This is a genomic window from Nocardia aegles (genome assembly GCF_052545135.1).
On sequence record NZ_JBQWRI010000003.1, the window covers coordinates 368109 to 382821 of the forward strand.

Below are 14713 nucleotides of genomic sequence, written 5' to 3' on the forward strand. Positions count from 1 at the left end.
CTGCGCGGTGCTAGTCGCCGCCCCTAGGACGGTTGCGCTGCGCCTCGCCCAACTGCTGGATGATGTGTGAGGTGGATATCGCGATCAGGATGCCGATGACGCCGAGGTCGAAGGCCACCTGCACCATGGTGGCCACCTTGGCGGCGGTCCCGACCGCGTGCACGTCGCCGTAGCCGATCGTGCCCAGCGTGACCATCGTGTAGTAGAGCGCGTCGGTCCGCGTGTGCAGGCCCTCGAACTGGCCGGGCGCGTTCAGTTCCAGCACGTAGTAGTACAGGGCGAAGAAGGTCACCACGACGCAGACCACGAGCAGTACGTCGTTGATCCGTCCGACGGTCGCGCGGGGATCCAGGATGTAGCGCCGGATGCGCCACCTGGCCAGCCAGATCAGGCCCGCGACACCGACGACGAACGCGACCAGCGCCGCCACGCCGGACAGCCGGCCGAGTGGTGCGATCTGCAACGGCAGGAAGTAGTAGAAGAGCAGAGCGCACACCACGGCCAGCAGATTGTGCAGAGCACGCGACAACCTGCCGACTGCGCGATTTTCTGTCATCCCTCCATCTTCGGCCGAGGTAGCGCGCTCGAGCCACGACACGCGCCGGACGACGCGAAGGCCGGAAGCGGACCGACGCGGTGCGTCGAGTGCGGCACCTTGCCGCCGTGGACCGTGTCACCCGAACCGGTCCCGGTGGCTCGACACGCTCAGACGAACGCGCGCTCGATGATCGCGCCGGTGTCGACGCCGGTGGGCAGCGTGCCGAACGCGATGCCCCGGTCGTCGCCGAGCCGGGTCGCGCAGAATGCGTCGGCGACGGCGGGATGACCGTGCCGGACGAGCTGTGCGCCTTGCAGCACCAGCGCCATGAGTTCGACAACACGCCTCGCGCGGTATTCGAGGTCGCTGCGATCCGACAATTCCTTGCCCACCCGGGCGATCGCGTCGTCCAGGCGCGGGTTCTCACCCTTGGCGAGGGACACTTCGTCGAAGTACGCCTCGATCGTCTCCGGCTGACGCCCCATGGCGCGCAGCGCGTCCAGCGCGGCGATATTGCCCGACCCTTCCCAGATGGACATCAGCGGCGCCTCCCGGTAGAGCCGCGGCATACCGGATTCCTCGACATATCCGTTGCCGCCGAGGCATTCCAGCGCCTCGGCCGCGTGTGCGGGGGCACGCTTGCACACCCAGTACTTGGTGACCGCAAGCGCGATGCGCCGCAGCGCCGCCTCGGCCGGATCCGCGCCCGCCCGATCGGTGGCCCCGGCCAGCCGCATCATCACGGTGGTCGCGGCCTCGGACTCGATCACCAGGTCGGCCAGCACGTTACGCATGGTCGGCTGATCGACCAGCTTCGCGCCGAACGCTTCCCGGTGCCGCGCGTGGTGCACCGCGTACACCGCGCCCGTCCGCATGCCGGTCGCGGAGCCGATCACGCAGTCCAGCCTGGTCATGTTCACCATCTCGATGATGGTCTTGACGCCGGCGCCCTCCGCGCCGACCAGCAGGCCCGACGCGTTCTCGTACTCGATCTCCGATGAGGCGTTGGACTTGTTGCCCAGCTTGTCCTTCAGCCGCTGGATGCGGATGGGGTTGCGAGTGCCGTCGGGCAGCACCCGGGGCAGCAGGAAGCAGGACAGGCCGCCGGGCGCCTGCGCCAGCGTGAGGAACATGTCCGACATCGGCGCGGAGGTGAACCATTTGTGGCCGACGATCTGGTAGGAGCCGTCCGGCTGCGGCGTCGCGGTGGTGGTGTTGGCGCGCACGTCCGAGCCGCCCTGCTTTTCGGTCATCGACATACCCGCGATGAGCCCGGCCTTGGTGGACGGCTCGCGCAACCCGAATTCGTAGACGCGGGAACCGAGCAGCGGTTCGTATTTCGCCGCCAGTTCCCGGTTGTGCCGCAACGCGGGGACGACCGCGTAGGTCATCGAGATCGGGCACATGTGGCCCGCGTCGGCGGCGCCCCAGGTGTAGAACTTCGCCGCGCGCGCCACGTGCGCGCCCGGGCGATCGTCCAGCCACGGGGCGCCGTGCAGGCCGTGCTCGACGGCGACGCGCATCAGGTCGTGCCAGTGCGGATGGAACTCGACCTCGTCGATGCGGTGACCGTAGCGGTCGTGGGTGCGCAGGACCGGCGGATATTCGTTGGCCAGCCTGCCCCATTCCTGCGCCTGCGCGCCGCCCGCGAGCGCGCCCAGTTCCCGCACTTCGGCCTCGGCCCAGCCCGCCCCTTCGCGGTGCAGGCCCGCGAGCAGCGCCGGGTTGCGCGAGACATCGAAGGGCACGATGTCGGGGACCTGGTTGACGACTTCATGCGTCCGCATCTGCCACTCCTGGTTCCAGCCGGGCACCGGCCGCGCCCGGGTCGGCGCGCACGCCCAGCGCGCGCAACGCGAAAGCGGTGAGTTCGGGGACGACGGATTCGCCGTGCGGCGCGTCGGCCAGCGGGCCGACCAGCACCTCGCCGATCGCACCGACCAACGCGGCCGCGCTGATCCTCGGGTCCTGCGGCGGTATCTCGCCCCGCGCGATGCCCTCCACCACCGCCGTTTCGAAGGTCTCGGCGAACGCCCGCCGGAAATGCAGGCGTTCGCTGTCCACGGCCGCGTCGACCGGCTCGGCGAGCAGTACGTAGGCCAGCTTCGGGTTCTTCAGCGCGCGGCCCGCGAAAGTCTCCACCGCCGCGGTGACCCGTTCGACGGCCGTTCCGTGCGCGCCCGCCGCGGCCACGGCGGCGACCTCGCGGGCCACCGCCTTCTGGAACACCGCCCGCACCAGGGCGGCCTTGCCGTCGAAGTTCTTGTAGACGGTGCCGGTGGCCAAGCCCGCCTCCGCGGCGACCGCCGCCATGGACAGCGCGGCATAGCCGCCGCGGGACAGCACCTTCGTCGCGGCCTGCACGATCAGCCCGGCCTGAGCGTCCAGGCGGGCCTGTACGGCGGGGGTTCTGCGGTAGGCCACCCAAGAAGTGAAGCATGAATTCATTTCTTCACACAAGGGCGCTTTTACGGCGTATGGTCGAGCGCGTGACGGTACTCATCGAACGCACCGGCGCCGTGACGACCGTGATCCTGCACCGGCCCGAAGCACGCAACGCGGTGGACGGGCCGACCGCCGCCGCGCTGGCCGACGCCTTCCGTGAGTTCGACGCCGACCCCGACGCGGCGGTCGCGGTGCTGTGGGGCGACGGCGGCACGTTCTGCGCGGGCGCCGATCTGAAGGCACTCGGCACCGAGCGCTCCAACCGGGCCGCCGAGGACGGGGACGGCCCGATGGGTCCGACCAGGATGCGACTGTCCAAGCCGGTGATCGCCGCGGTCGCCGGCTTCGCGGTGGCCGGTGGGCTCGAACTCGCGCTGTGGTGTGATCTGCGGGTCGCCGAACAGGACAGCACTTTCGGCGTCTTCTGCCGCCGCTGGGGCGTTCCGTTGATCGATGGCGGCACCGTGCGGCTGCCGCGGATCATCGGTACGGGCCGCGCCATGGATCTGCTGCTCACCGGCCGCGCGGTCGGCGCGGAGGAAGCGCTCCAGATGGGATTGGTGAATCGCGTGGTACCCACCGGCGCAGCCCGCCGCGCCGCGGAGGCGCTGGCCGCGGAACTGGCCGCGCTGCCGCAGATCTGCCTGCGCTCGGACCGGATGTCGATGCTCGAACAGGAGGGGATGACCGAGGAGTCCGCGCTGCGCAACGAATTCCGCCACGGCCTGACGGCACTGGCCGACGGCGCGCTGGAGGGCGCCCAGCGATTCGCTGCGGGCGCGGGCCGGCACGGCGCTCCCGCCTGAGACCCATGGGCCGGCTGAGCGTCGTCGACGAGATCTTTCTGCGCAGCCACCGAGGGCTCGGCACGCCGATCGCACTGCAAGGGCTGTGGCGGACGGCCGATCGGGTCGACCCCGCGCTGCTGGAACGGGTGCACGCGGCGCTGCGCACCGGTCCGTTGGGACGCAGGGTGGTTCGCCCGCGCGTGCCGGGCGCGCGCCGGGCCTGGCGACCGAATGTCCGCGCGTATCCGATCGAGCGCGCCCAGGACGTTGTCCCGGTCGGCGAGCTGCTCGACTGGGCCGACGCGCAGGGCGCCGGGCTGGATCCGGAATACGGCCCCGGGTGGCGGCTTTCGACCGCAGCCCTGGACGACGGCGGTTCGGTCGTCTCCCTCGTCTGTTCGCACGCACTGGCCGACGGGCGGGCGCTGGTGCTCGCGGTGGACGACGCGCTGGGTGGGGCGCGGATGCGTCCGACGGATACCGCCGGGCGGGACTCGGATTGGTCCGACGCCTTGCGCCAATGGTCGATCGTCCTGCGCGGCACCGCGGCTGCGCTGCGGCACGGGATACCACGGCAAACCGCCGCGCCGAGCCGCGACGCGCGGCCACGCGGAGCGGACAACACGACGCACAGCGCGATCCTGCAATGCCCGGCCGCGGAGTGGGAGCGCGTGGCGGCGCGCGACGGCGGCACGGCCAATAGCCTGTTCATCCACCTCGTCGCGACCGTGCTGCGGGACAGCGGATTTCCCGGCGAGACGATCGAAGCCAGTCTGCCCGTCGACACCCGCGCCGAACCCAGGGTCGACAACGATCTCGCCATGACACGCATCGCGATCACCCGCGCCGAGACCCCGGCGACGATCCGCGCACTGGCGCGTTCGGCCTACGAGCACCGCATGTCCGCGCCGAACGGTATGCCCGAAGAGCTGCTCCAGGTGATCCCGGACCGCTGGGCCTACGCGCTGTCCAAGGGCGCGGGCGAACGAGACATCCTGTGCTCGAACATCGGAACGCTCCCCGCCTCCCTGCTCGAACTCGGCCCGCATCGCTGCACCGGCGTCGCCGCCCGCGCCATCCATCCCGGGCTCACCACCGCGCGACTGCCCCGCACCCGCCTCTCGGGCTACCTGTGCCGCATCGGCGACGACTACGTGCTGAGCCTGGTCTCCCTCGATCCGGAGCGGATCGTGTCTGCCGGTGCGTTGCGCGAGCTGGCGCTGCGCGCGGTGCGTTCCGTGGGCTTGCCCGCCGACGCGTGGTGATTCCGGCGGACTCGCGCCGACGCGTGGTGATTCGCCCGGGCTGACGCGCCGAGCCACGGTCGTTCCCATGGGCTTACCGCCGAGCGTCCGTGGGATTACCTAGGCTGCGGTCGTCCATGGGGTTACCCACCGAACCGAGAGCATACCCACGGGAGGGCTCGCCGCGAGTTCCCACGACACGCGCAATCTTTCGGCGAACGTCCGAGAGTTTCGGCGACCTGGTATGAAGTCCGATAGTTTCGCTCGTCGTCACCGACGAGCGAGGCGGATGCCGACGGCGACCGGGATCGGTCGTGTCGGCCGACTCGCCGTGTCGGCGTGATCACCACCGTCGGCCACACCACCCGTTAAAGTCTGCGGCGTACGCCGAGTGGGGCCGCGCCGACCCATTCGCCGTGCCAGTCCGTTTCGCGCATGAAGTTCCGATTCCATCGATACTCGACTGGAGCATGATGAACCGAAAGCATTCGCGCACTCTCGCCGCGATTGTCGCGGTAATTGTCGTCGCTACCGGCGCTTTCGCTGTGTCCGAGTCCGTGGCGAGCGCCGCGCCAGGAGAGATCAATGCCGGCGGGCTGCATCTGATCGCGTCGGCGAACGCCAACAATGTCGTGCCCGTGGGCGGTGACATCGCGCCCGGAGTTCCGTTCGTGCACGCGGTGAAGGTGTCCGGAGACTTCTCGGTGTCCCTCGATGGCCCCTCGGCTCTGCGCAGCGGAGAAATAGCCGTCGGATATCTGGTCGGCTGCGCGGTGGATATCTCCAACGGCATCTCGATCGGCATCTCGCCCAGCGTCGGCGCCGGCGTCGGGATCGCGCCCTCCTTCGGCGTGGAGGGCGCCCTCACCTGGAATGCACCATCCCTCCAGATGAACATGCCCGATCAGCAGACGATGATGCCCTCGCTGCAACTGACCGCGCCGCCGAGCATCACCGTCGGCGCCACCGTCGCCATCCAGCCCAGCTTCAACGTCGAGGCGGGCCTCGCCGGCGAACTCGCGGTGAATCTGGCCCCCGGTTCGGTCACGGCGGTGGTGATCGGCGCGGCGGGAATAGACGGGGAATCGGAATTCCCTTACACCTACTCGCACAGCAATACGCCGTTGAATATCAGCGGCTGTCTCTCACCGGCCTCGGCCATGCCGTTCGTCACCGTACGGGCCGACGCGAAAAGGGCGACCTCGCAAACGACTGGCTACGGCGCAGCGTTCTGGTTCTGACCGTCGGATTCGGCATCTCGCTCGCCCGCCGCCCCTTCGCCTCGGCGGCCCGCTACGAGGCGAGCGCTCCAGAACATCCGAGCGTGTCACCATCACGGCCGTAGCATGGTCGGCATGAGCGGTCAGGCCCGGAGGCGGCAGCGCAGCGTGACCACGCAGGGCCCCGCACATGCCGGAATCGGATACAGCATGAGCGGTCAGGCCCGAAGGCGGCAGCGCAGCGTGACCACGCAGGGCCCCGCACATGCCGGAATCGGATACAGCATGAGCGGTCAGGCCCGGAGGCGGCAGCGCAGCGTGACCACGCAGGGCCCCGCACATGCCGGAATCGGATACAGCACGAGCGGTCAGGCCCGGAGGCGGCAGCGCAGCGTGACCACGCAGGGCCCCGCACATGCCGGAAAGGACACAGCATGACCGAGCAGGACGTCTTGGCGCGGATCAAGGAACTGGTCGACCAGGAGCACCAGCTGCGCTCACAGGCCACCCGCGGCGAATTGGACCCGAAGGCCGAACGGCAGCGCCTGGCCGAACTGGAAGTGATGCTGGATCAGGCCTGGGACCTGCTGCGCCATCGTCGTGCGCGGATCGACCAGGGCCAGTCCCCGGACGCGGCCCAGGCCAACACGGTGTCGCAGGTCGAAGGCTACCTCCAGTAGGCGCGGCGATGTCGAGCACACCGACCGACTACGACGTCATCGTGATCGGCGGCGGACCCGCGGGCGAGAACGCCGCCGCCTACGCCGTCGCGGGCAGCGACCGCACGGCCGCCATCGTGGAACGTGAACTCGTCGGCGGCGAATGTTCCTATTGGGCCTGCATCCCCAGTAAGGCGCTGTTGCGGCCGGGCCACGTGCTCACGGCCGCGCGGGCGATGCCGGGGATTTCGGCCACCGGCCTCGACGTCGCGGCGGTACTGCGGCGGCGCGACGCCTTCGTGCACGACCATGACGATTCCGCCCAGGTCGACTGGGCCCGGGGCAACCGCATCGACGTGGTGCGCGGCACCGGACGCCTGACCGGCACGCGCTCGGTCGAGGTCGACGGGCGGCAGCTGCGCGCCCGGCATGCCGTGGTGCTGGCCACCGGCACCACCGCGAACGTGCCCGACGTGCCCGGCCTTCGCGCCGCGCTGCCGTGGACCTCCCGCGACGCCACCAACCTGCACGAGGTCCCGCGCCGGGTCGCCGTGGTCGGCGGCGGGGTGGTGGCCGGCGAGGCGGCGACCTGGCTGGCCGCGCTCGGGGCCGAAGTCACCCTGCTGGTGCGCGGCTCGGCGCTGCTGGCCGCGAACGAGCCGTTCGCGGGCGAACGGGTCGCGGCGGCGCTGACCGACGCGGGCGTGCGAGTGCGCTTCCGCACCGAGCCCACCGCCGTCGAGCGCCCGGCCGCGAAGGACACCGGTGAAGGCCGGATTCACGGCGGGACCGTCACGGTCCAGTTGCGCGGTCCCGAGGGCGAATCGACGCTGGAGGTGGACGAGATCGTGGTGGCGGCCGGACGCGCGCCCGCCACGGAAGGGCTGGGCCTGGACGCGGTGGGGCTGTCCGACGGTTACGTCGCGGTCGACGACCACCTCACGGCGCGCGACGTCGAAGGCGAGTGGCTGTATGTGGTCGGCGACCTCAACCACCGCGCCGCCCTGACGCACATGGGCAAGTACCAGGGCCGCGTGTGCGGCGACGTGATCGCCGCACGGGCCGCGGGCAAGCCGCTGGCGGATGCGCGGTTCGTGGCGAGTTCCGATCACGGCAAAGTGCCGCAGGTGGTGTTCACCGCCCCGGAGGTCGCCTCGATCGGCCTGACCGAAGCGGCGGCCAGGGACGCGGGGCACGCGGTGGAAACCGTGGAACTGGATATCGACGTGGCCGGGTCGGCGCTGTCCCGGGACGACTACGCGGGCCACGCGAAATTGGTGATCGACAGCGCCACCGACACAGTGCTCGGCGCCACCTTCGTCGGGCCCGAGGTGGGCGAGCACTTGCACGCGGCGACGATCGCGGTGGTCGGCCGGGTGCCGCTGTCCACGCTCTGGCACGCTGTGCCGGCCTTCCCGGCGGTCAGCGAATTCTGGCTGCGCCTGTTGGAGGCGCGGCGCGGATAGCTACCGTTCGCGCGGCTCCTCCGGTCGGAGACCCGCGGTTTCGCGCTCCACAGTCGGTCGAACCGGTCCGGCGCGCGGGCGGCTACGGACTTCACCCCACGCGCGTGGAACACGACTAGACCGGGGGAAACGCCGGGACGCTACTTCAGCAGGCGCGACATGCGCCGGTCCGCGAGGACCTTGCCGCCGGTCTGGCAGGCGGGGCAGTACTGGAAGGACCGTTCGGCGTAGGAGACCTCGCGGACCGTGTCGCCGCAGACCGGGCAGGGTTGCCCGGTTCTGGCGTGCACCCGCATCCCGGAGCGCTTCTCGCCTTTGAGGCGGGCGGCGTCCTGGCCGACCGAGCGCTGCACCGCGTCGGTGAGCACCGTGCGCATGGCGGTGTACAGCTCGGCCACCTTGTCGGCCGGGAGGGTCTTGGTGTTCGCGAACGGCGAGATCCGCGCGGTGTGCAAGATCTCGTCGGAGTAGGCGTTACCGACACCCGCCAGCAGCGCTTGGTCCACCAGGGCCGTCTTGATCCGCTGGGAGGTGCCGTGCAGGATGTCGGCGAACTGCGCCTCGGTCACCTCCAGCGCGTCGGGGCCGAGTCGCGCGATACCGGGCACCGCCTTGGGATCCGGCACCACGTACACCGCGAGCCGCTTCTTCGTGCCCGCCTCGGTGAGGTCGAACGCGGGCGTCGCCCCTTCCGGTGTGAAGAAGTGCACCCGCAATGCCAGCGGGCTCTTGCCGCCCGGCTTGGGCGGCGTGGGACTCGGTTCGTCGATCCAGCGCAGCCAGCCACCGCGCGACAGGTGCGTGACCAGCCACAGCCCGTCGCATTCCAGTCCGAGGAATTTGCCCCAGCGGCCCGCGCCGGTGACGTCTCGACCCGACAGTGCGGTGACCGGCGGCTCGAACGTCTTGACCGCGCTCAACGCGGCCACGTCGACACGGCCGACGACGGCGCCGACCGCGTGCTCCCGAAGGAACTGCGCCAACGCCTCCACTTCCGGTAGCTCGGGCACGGGGTTCAGACTACCCAGCCCGACCGACAACCTGCCGGTTTCCTACGGCGACGGGCGGCTCACGCCCCGCGGCGCAGCAGATAGATATCCATGATCCAGCCCTTCCGGTCGCGCAGCTCGGCGCGACGGCGCACGATCTGCGCCCCCACCTCGGCCAGCGGTCCCTCGATCAGCGTCTCGTCCGGCATGCCGAGGTAGGCGCCCCACCAGATGTGCACGTCCGCATCCGGGATCGCGGTGAACGAGCAATCGCCGTCCAACATCACCAGCGTGTTCTCGGCGCCGAGCCCGTCGGCGCGCAGGCGGCGGCCGGTGGTGATGCGCACCGGTTCGCCTATGCCGTGCAACACGATCCGATGCCGCGCGGCCAGTGCCTGCGCGCTGGTGATGCCGGGAACGACCTCGTACTCGAAATTCACCACACCGCGGGCGAGCACCCGCTCGATCATCCGCAGCGTGCTGTCGTACAGCGCGGGATCGCCCCAGACCAGGATGCCGCCGACTCCGTCGGCCGCGGCGAACGCCGATTCCAGCAGGGCCGAGCGGCGATCGTGCCAGTCGTCGACCACGTCCAGGTAATCGGCGGGCGCGCGGTCTCGCGGCGGGTCGGCGATCGGCACGATCCGGTACGGGTGATCCAGGTGTTCGGTCAGGATCGCCGTGCGCACGTCGACCAGTTCGCGCTTGGCCTCCCCCTTGCCGATGACGAAGAACGTCTCGACCTGCCGCATCGCCTTGACCGCCTGCACGGTGACCTGGTCGGGGTCGCCGGCGCCGATGCCGATCACGTAGAGCTTGCGCATGGGCTCGAGCTTGCCACGCCTGGCGACGGACCACCGTCGCCAGGCGTGGCTCGGGACGCGCCCGATCACTCGTCGAGTGCGCGAAGACGCAAGACTAGAGTTGCCAGACGTGGCTCATGACGCGCTCGATCCGGCAGCGGCTCCCGACACCCAGTACGAGGACCTGTTGCGGCTGGTACTCGCGTCCGGCACGAAGAAAGCCGATCGCACCGGCACCGGAACGCGCAGCATCTTCGGCCACCAGTTGCGCTACGACCTCGCGGCGGGCTTCCCGTTGATCACCACGAAGAAGGTCCACCTCAAGTCGATCGTCTACGAGTTGCTGTGGTTCCTACGGGGCGATTCCAACATCGGCTGGCTGCGCGAGCACGGCGTCTCCATCTGGGACGAATGGGCGGATGCCGACGGCGAACTCGGCCCGGTCTACGGCGTGCAATGGCGGTCGTGGCCCGCGCCGGACGGAACGCACATCGACCAGATCTCCCAGGTGCTGCACACGCTGCGCACCGACCCCGACTCCCGGCGGATCATCGTCTCGGCGTGGAACGTCGCCGACCTGGACAAGATGGCGCTCGCGCCCTGCCACGCGTTCTTCCAGTTCTATGTGGCCGACGGGAAACTGTCCTGCCAGCTCTACCAGCGCAGCGCCGACCTGTTCCTCGGCGTGCCGTTCAACATCGCCAGCTACGCACTGCTCACCTATATGGTCGCCCAGCAGACCGAGCTGACGCCCGGCGACTTCATCTGGACCGGCGGGGACTGCCACATCTACGACAGCCACCTCGAACAGGTCGCCGAGCAGCTCGGCCGCGACCCCTACCCGTTCCCCACCTTGCGGCTGCATCCCGCTCCGACGCTGTTCGACTACCACTACGAGGACGTGGAGATCATCGGCTACCGGCATCATCCGGCCATCAAGGCCCCGGTGGCGGTGTGAGCGAACGGACGGTCGGGCTGATCTGGGCGCAGACCCTGGACGGGGTGATCGGATCCGGCAACACCATCCCTTGGCGACTGCCCGAGGACATGGCGCACTTCAAGGACGTCACCTGGGGACATCCCGTGGTGATGGGCCGACGGACCTGGGATTCGCTGCCGCCGCGATTCCGGCCGCTGGCCGGGCGGCGCAACATCGTGGTGACCAGGCAGCCGGACTGGTCGGCCGAAGGCGCCGAGCGGGCCGCGTCGGTGCCCGAGGCGCTGGCCAGGTGCGCCCCGGACCCGGTCTGGGTGGCCGGCGGCGGCGAGATATACCGGGCCGCGCTCGAGTTCGCGACCGACCTGCACGTCACCGAGATCGACACCGCAGTCGAGGGCGACGCCTTCGCGCCGCCGATCGGACCGCAGTGGCGGCCCGACGACCCGGAGCCGTGGCGCACCTCCGCCACCGGTCTGCGCTTCCGTATCCGGCACTACACCCGGCGGTACGCTTAGCACGCCACGCCGCGTGGACCCGCGAACGCCGCCCTCGTCGGCGGGGCCGATGAAACCCGACCCGCGCCGCGCCGGACTCGGGCATACTCCTCGATATGCGGGCGGCCGGACCCGCGTCCGGTCGAACGCCTCGAGCCGCTGCCGCCAGCCCGGCATCGGCTGTAGTGCTCTGCGAAAGGCGGTCCATGGAAAAGAAATCGCTGACTGCGGTAGCGCGCCAGCAACTGAAGCTGGCCGCCCTCGCCACGAGCGGGCGCAGTTCACAAACACTCTATGGCGGCCACACGCATACGCTTCGGCAAACGGTGGTCGGCCTGATCGCCGGGCACAGCCTGGCCGAACACGACAACACCGGCGAGGCCACTTTGCTGGTGCTCAGCGGCACCCTGGTGCTGCTCAGCGGCGCCAACGAGTGGAAAGGCTCCGAGGGCGACCTGATCGTGGTGCCCAAGGCGCGCCACAGCGTCAAGGCGATCGACGACGTCGCGTTCCTGCTGACGGTGGCGATGTAACCACCCCGATGCGGGTCCGCACCCCGGCCGGACCGACCGGGCATTAGGGTGTCGATCATGGGTGAGCCGCAGCCGATCCTCGAACCGCTCACACCGTCCGCGATCTTCCTGGTCGCCACGATCGACGAGGGTGGCGAAGCGACGGTCCGCGACCTGCTCGCCGACATCACCGGCCTGCGCCGCTCGGTGGGCTTCCGCCTGCCGGGCGCGAACCTCACCTGCGTCACGTCGATCGGCTCCGACGCCTGGGACCGCCTGTTCGCCGGGCCGAAACCGGCGCAGCTGCATCCCTTCCCCGGTTACGTAGGCGTACGCCACACCGCGCCCGCGACTCCCGGCGACCTGCTGTTCCACATCAAATCCGAGGTGCAGGACGCCTGTTTCGAGCTGGCCATGGCGATCGCCGACCGGTTGGCCGGTGCGGGGACGATCGTGGACGAGACAGTCGGCTTCCGCTACTTCGAGCAGCGCGATCTGCTCGGTTTCGTGGACGGCACGGAGAATCCGGAGGGTCGAGCGGCGGCCGCGGCGGCGCTGGTGGGTGACGAGGACCCGGAGTTCACCGGCGGCAGCTACGTGGTCGTGCAGAAATACACCCATCCGCTGGCGGACTGGCGCGCGCTGTCGGTGCAAGAGCAGGAGCGCGTCATCGGCCGCACCAAACTGGACGACTTCGAACTCCCCGACGAGATCAAGCCCGCCGACTCGCACGTCGAGGTCAACACGCTGATCGATCCGGACGGCACCGAACGCCGGATCCTGCGCGGGAACATGCCCTTCGGCAGCGTGCGCGAGGGCGTGTTCGGCACCTACTACATCGCCTACGCGGCCACGCCGAGTGTCATCGAACGCATGCTCACCCGGATGTTCCTCGGCACCGACGAGGCGGCTTACGACCGCATCCTGGATTTCTCCACCGCCCACACCGGCACCTCGTTCTTCGCACCCACCGTCGATTTCCTCGACGATCTGCCGCCCGCGCCGTGGGAGGCGGCGGAATCCGCGGTGTCCGTGGACACCGACGGCGCCGGCCCCGCAGATCCGCCCGGCATCGCCGCGCCCCCGGGCGACGGCACCCTCGGTATCGGCACGTTGAAAAGGAGCATCCGGTCATGAACAACCTCCACCGCGAACTGGCGCCGATCACTTCCGAGGCGTGGGCGGCCATCGAGGAGGAGGCGACGCGCACGTTCAAGCGGCACATCGCGGGCCGCCGCGTCGTCGACCTGTCCGGCCCGCACGGCATCGACTACTCCGCGGTGGGCACCGGGCACACCACCGCGATCGACTCGCCGGACGCCGGGGTGTTCGCCCGTCAGCGGGTGGTCGCGCCGCTGGTCGAACTGCGCGTGCCGTTCACCCTCTCCCGCGAGGAACTCGACGACGTGGAGCGCGGCGCGCAGGACACCGACTTGGACCCGGTGAAGGACGCCGCGAAGAAGATCGCGTTCGCCGAGGACCGGGCGATCTTCGAGGGATATCCGGCCGCGCACATCACCGGCATCCGCGCCAGCTCCTCCAACGACCCGATCACGCTGCCCAGCGACACCAGGCTGGTCCCCGAATCGATCGCGCAGGCGTTGAGCGCGCTGCGGCTGGCCGGTGTCGACGGACCGTACTCGGTGCTGCTCAGCGCCGATCTGTACACCGCGGTCAGCGAGACCTCCGACCACGGCCACATGATCCGCACGCATATCGAGCGCTTGATCCCGGAAGGGGAGATCATCTGGGCGCCCGCCATCGACGGCGCGATCGTGCTCACCACCCGCGGCGGCGATTTCGATCTGCGCATCGGCCAGGACCTGTCCATCGGCTACCTGTCACACGACAGCACGTCGGTGCAGTTGTACTTCCAGCAGAGCCTGACGTTCCTGGTGTACACGGCCGAGGCCGCGGTCCCGCTGACCCTCTGAACACCGGTCACAGCTGGGGACGGCCAGGATGTTCGGTCGGAGCGCGAAGCGGTACGGTGGCCGGGCTATGCGCCATGAACAGGTAAGTGGGATGACAGCGGTGCGTGCAGGTGTCGTTCCGACGCAGCACGCCGTGTTCTACAGCGTGCTCGGCATTCTGGCGACCGTCACGATCTGCGGTTCGTTCGTCGCCGCGTTCGGAGTGAACCGGGTGTTCACCGGTCTGCTGGCCGGAGCCGTCGTCGGTATCGCGGTACTGGCCTCGCTGTTCACCCGGGACGCCGTCGTGCTCACCGAACACGCCATCTACCGGCGCAAACCGTGGACGGTCTCCAGTATCTCGTGGGACCGGGTGGTGGCCGGGCGCTTCGCGCTCGACGAGCGCGCCCGGTGGTCGCTGGCGCTGGACCTCTCCGGCGGTGACGAACCGCACGGCGAACTGGTGCTGCTGTCCATTCCCCCGGTGGTCCGCCCGGTCGCGGGAGCCTACGACCTACGCAAACGCGACCAGGTGACGGAGATCCGGGCGATACTGCGGCACAAGCGGATTCCGGTGATGGTGCTACCGCAGATCGCGGGCGCGTTGCAGGAGCATTGGCAGCTCGCGCCGCCGACGCACTGAGGTTCGCCTCCGATGGTCGTGCGGATGCCGGACATCGTGTGACCGTTTCGGTTACGCGC

Annotated in this window: 16 protein-coding genes; 11 read left to right on the forward strand and 5 right to left on the reverse strand. The window is 69.8% G+C overall.

Going from position 1 to position 14713, the window contains the following annotated elements:
- Positions 1-10 precede the first annotated feature (10 nt).
- The 3 genes from ACT89H_RS11735 to ACT89H_RS11745 all read right to left on the reverse strand — a co-directional run bounded on the left by ACT89H_RS11735 (position 11) and on the right by ACT89H_RS11745 (position 2962).
- Positions 11-556: a potassium channel family protein gene (locus ACT89H_RS11735; RefSeq protein ID WP_445108583.1), complete on the reverse strand. Its 546-nt coding sequence runs from the start codon at positions 554-556 to the stop codon at positions 11-13.
- Positions 557-705: 149 nt separating this feature from the next.
- The gene (locus tag ACT89H_RS11740; protein WP_445108584.1) at positions 706-2325 is read right to left on the reverse strand and encodes an acyl-CoA dehydrogenase family protein; all 1620 of its coding nucleotides are present in this window, start codon (positions 2323-2325) and stop codon (positions 706-708) included.
- Positions 2312-2962: a TetR/AcrR family transcriptional regulator gene (locus ACT89H_RS11745; RefSeq protein ID WP_445108585.1), complete on the reverse strand. Its 651-nt coding sequence runs from the start codon at positions 2960-2962 to the stop codon at positions 2312-2314. The genes ACT89H_RS11740 and ACT89H_RS11745 overlap by 14 nt, the downstream gene beginning before the upstream one ends.
- Before the next feature lie 53 nt (positions 2963-3015).
- On the opposite strand from ACT89H_RS11745, the gene ACT89H_RS11750 reads away from it, so the two are divergent.
- From ACT89H_RS11750 to ACT89H_RS11770, 5 genes are all read left to right on the forward strand, one after another.
- Positions 3016-3789, forward strand: coding sequence for a crotonase/enoyl-CoA hydratase family protein (locus ACT89H_RS11750; protein WP_445108899.1), 774 nt, complete (start codon positions 3016-3018; stop codon positions 3787-3789).
- Positions 3790-3794: 5 nt separating this feature from the next.
- The gene (locus ACT89H_RS11755; protein ID WP_445108586.1) at positions 3795-5036 is read left to right on the forward strand and encodes a hypothetical protein; all 1242 of its coding nucleotides are present in this window, start codon (positions 3795-3797) and stop codon (positions 5034-5036) included.
- A 524-nt stretch (positions 5037-5560) separates the two neighbouring features.
- Positions 5561-6256, forward strand: coding sequence for an MspA family porin (locus ACT89H_RS11760; protein ID WP_445108587.1), 696 nt, complete (start codon positions 5561-5563; stop codon positions 6254-6256).
- Between the two features lie 413 nt (positions 6257-6669).
- A complete protein-coding gene (locus tag ACT89H_RS11765) occupies positions 6670-6915 on the forward strand; it encodes a DUF2630 family protein (RefSeq protein ID WP_445108588.1) in 246 nt (81 codons plus the stop codon).
- Between the two features lie 8 nt (positions 6916-6923).
- Positions 6924-8360 carry a dihydrolipoyl dehydrogenase family protein gene (locus ACT89H_RS11770; protein ID WP_445108589.1) on the forward strand — a complete coding sequence of 479 codons (1437 nt, stop codon included), beginning with the start codon at positions 6924-6926 and terminating at the stop codon, positions 8358-8360.
- Between the two features lie 140 nt (positions 8361-8500).
- On the opposite strand, the gene ACT89H_RS11775 is transcribed toward ACT89H_RS11770, so the two are convergent.
- Together ACT89H_RS11775 and cobF are read right to left on the reverse strand one after the other, a co-directional pair.
- Positions 8501-9370: an Fpg/Nei family DNA glycosylase gene (locus tag ACT89H_RS11775; protein ID WP_445108590.1), complete on the reverse strand. Its 870-nt coding sequence runs from the start codon at positions 9368-9370 to the stop codon at positions 8501-8503.
- Between the two features lie 59 nt (positions 9371-9429).
- Positions 9430-10173: a precorrin-6A synthase (deacetylating) gene (gene cobF, locus ACT89H_RS11780; protein ID WP_445108591.1), complete on the reverse strand. Its 744-nt coding sequence runs from the start codon at positions 10171-10173 to the stop codon at positions 9430-9432.
- A gap of 109 nt (positions 10174-10282) precedes the next feature.
- On the opposite strand from cobF, the gene ACT89H_RS11785 reads away from it, so the two are divergent.
- The 6 genes from ACT89H_RS11785 (at position 10283) to ACT89H_RS11810 (ending at position 14654) form a co-directional block, all read left to right on the forward strand.
- Complete coding sequence (locus ACT89H_RS11785) at positions 10283-11110, forward strand: thymidylate synthase (RefSeq protein WP_445108592.1); 828 nt, start codon at positions 10283-10285, stop codon at positions 11108-11110.
- Positions 11107-11607 (forward strand): dihydrofolate reductase, encoded by a 501-nt coding sequence (locus ACT89H_RS11790; RefSeq protein WP_445108593.1) that lies wholly within the window; start codon positions 11107-11109, stop codon positions 11605-11607. Before ACT89H_RS11785 ends, ACT89H_RS11790 begins: the two co-directional genes overlap by 4 nt.
- Positions 11608-11792: 185 nt before the next feature.
- Entirely contained in the window at positions 11793-12119 is a 327-nt protein-coding gene (locus ACT89H_RS11795; RefSeq protein ID WP_445108594.1) for a cupin domain-containing protein, read from the forward strand.
- A gap of 57 nt (positions 12120-12176) precedes the next feature.
- Positions 12177-13235 carry a Dyp-type peroxidase gene (locus ACT89H_RS11800; RefSeq protein ID WP_445108595.1) on the forward strand — a complete coding sequence of 353 codons (1059 nt, stop codon included), beginning with the start codon at positions 12177-12179 and terminating at the stop codon, positions 13233-13235.
- Positions 13232-14032: a family 1 encapsulin nanocompartment shell protein gene (locus ACT89H_RS11805; protein ID WP_445108596.1), complete on the forward strand. Its 801-nt coding sequence runs from the start codon at positions 13232-13234 to the stop codon at positions 14030-14032. Before ACT89H_RS11800 ends, ACT89H_RS11805 begins: the two co-directional genes overlap by 4 nt.
- A gap of 91 nt (positions 14033-14123) precedes the next feature.
- Positions 14124-14654, forward strand: a complete 531-nt coding sequence (locus ACT89H_RS11810; protein WP_445108597.1) for a hypothetical protein — start codon at positions 14124-14126, stop codon at positions 14652-14654.
- Positions 14655-14713 lie beyond the last annotated feature (59 nt).

Bases quoted from the DNA above. Each gene is read 5' to 3' on its own strand.
- ACT89H_RS11800 (WP_445108595.1), top strand. From the start codon at position 12,177: ATGGGTGAGCCGCAGCCGATCCTCGAACCGCTCACACCGTCCGCGATC.
- ACT89H_RS11740 (WP_445108584.1), bottom strand. From the start codon at position 2,325: ATGCGGACGCATGAAGTCGTCAACCAGGTCCCCGACATCGTGCCCTTC.
- cobF (WP_445108591.1), bottom strand. From the start codon at position 10,173: ATGCGCAAGCTCTACGTGATCGGCATCGGCGCCGGCGACCCCGACCAG.
- ACT89H_RS11735 (WP_445108583.1), bottom strand. From the start codon at position 556: ATGACAGAAAATCGCGCAGTCGGCAGGTTGTCGCGTGCTCTGCACAAT.
- ACT89H_RS11810 (WP_445108597.1), top strand. From the start codon at position 14,124: ATGACAGCGGTGCGTGCAGGTGTCGTTCCGACGCAGCACGCCGTGTTC.
- ACT89H_RS11765 (WP_445108588.1), top strand. From the start codon at position 6,670: ATGACCGAGCAGGACGTCTTGGCGCGGATCAAGGAACTGGTCGACCAG.
- ACT89H_RS11770 (WP_445108589.1), top strand. From the start codon at position 6,924: ATGTCGAGCACACCGACCGACTACGACGTCATCGTGATCGGCGGCGGA.
- ACT89H_RS11750 (WP_445108899.1), top strand. From the start codon at position 3,016: ATGGTCGAGCGCGTGACGGTACTCATCGAACGCACCGGCGCCGTGACG.
- ACT89H_RS11795 (WP_445108594.1), top strand. From the start codon at position 11,793: ATGGAAAAGAAATCGCTGACTGCGGTAGCGCGCCAGCAACTGAAGCTG.
- ACT89H_RS11755 (WP_445108586.1), top strand. From the start codon at position 3,795: ATGGGCCGGCTGAGCGTCGTCGACGAGATCTTTCTGCGCAGCCACCGA.
- ACT89H_RS11805 (WP_445108596.1), top strand. From the start codon at position 13,232: ATGAACAACCTCCACCGCGAACTGGCGCCGATCACTTCCGAGGCGTGG.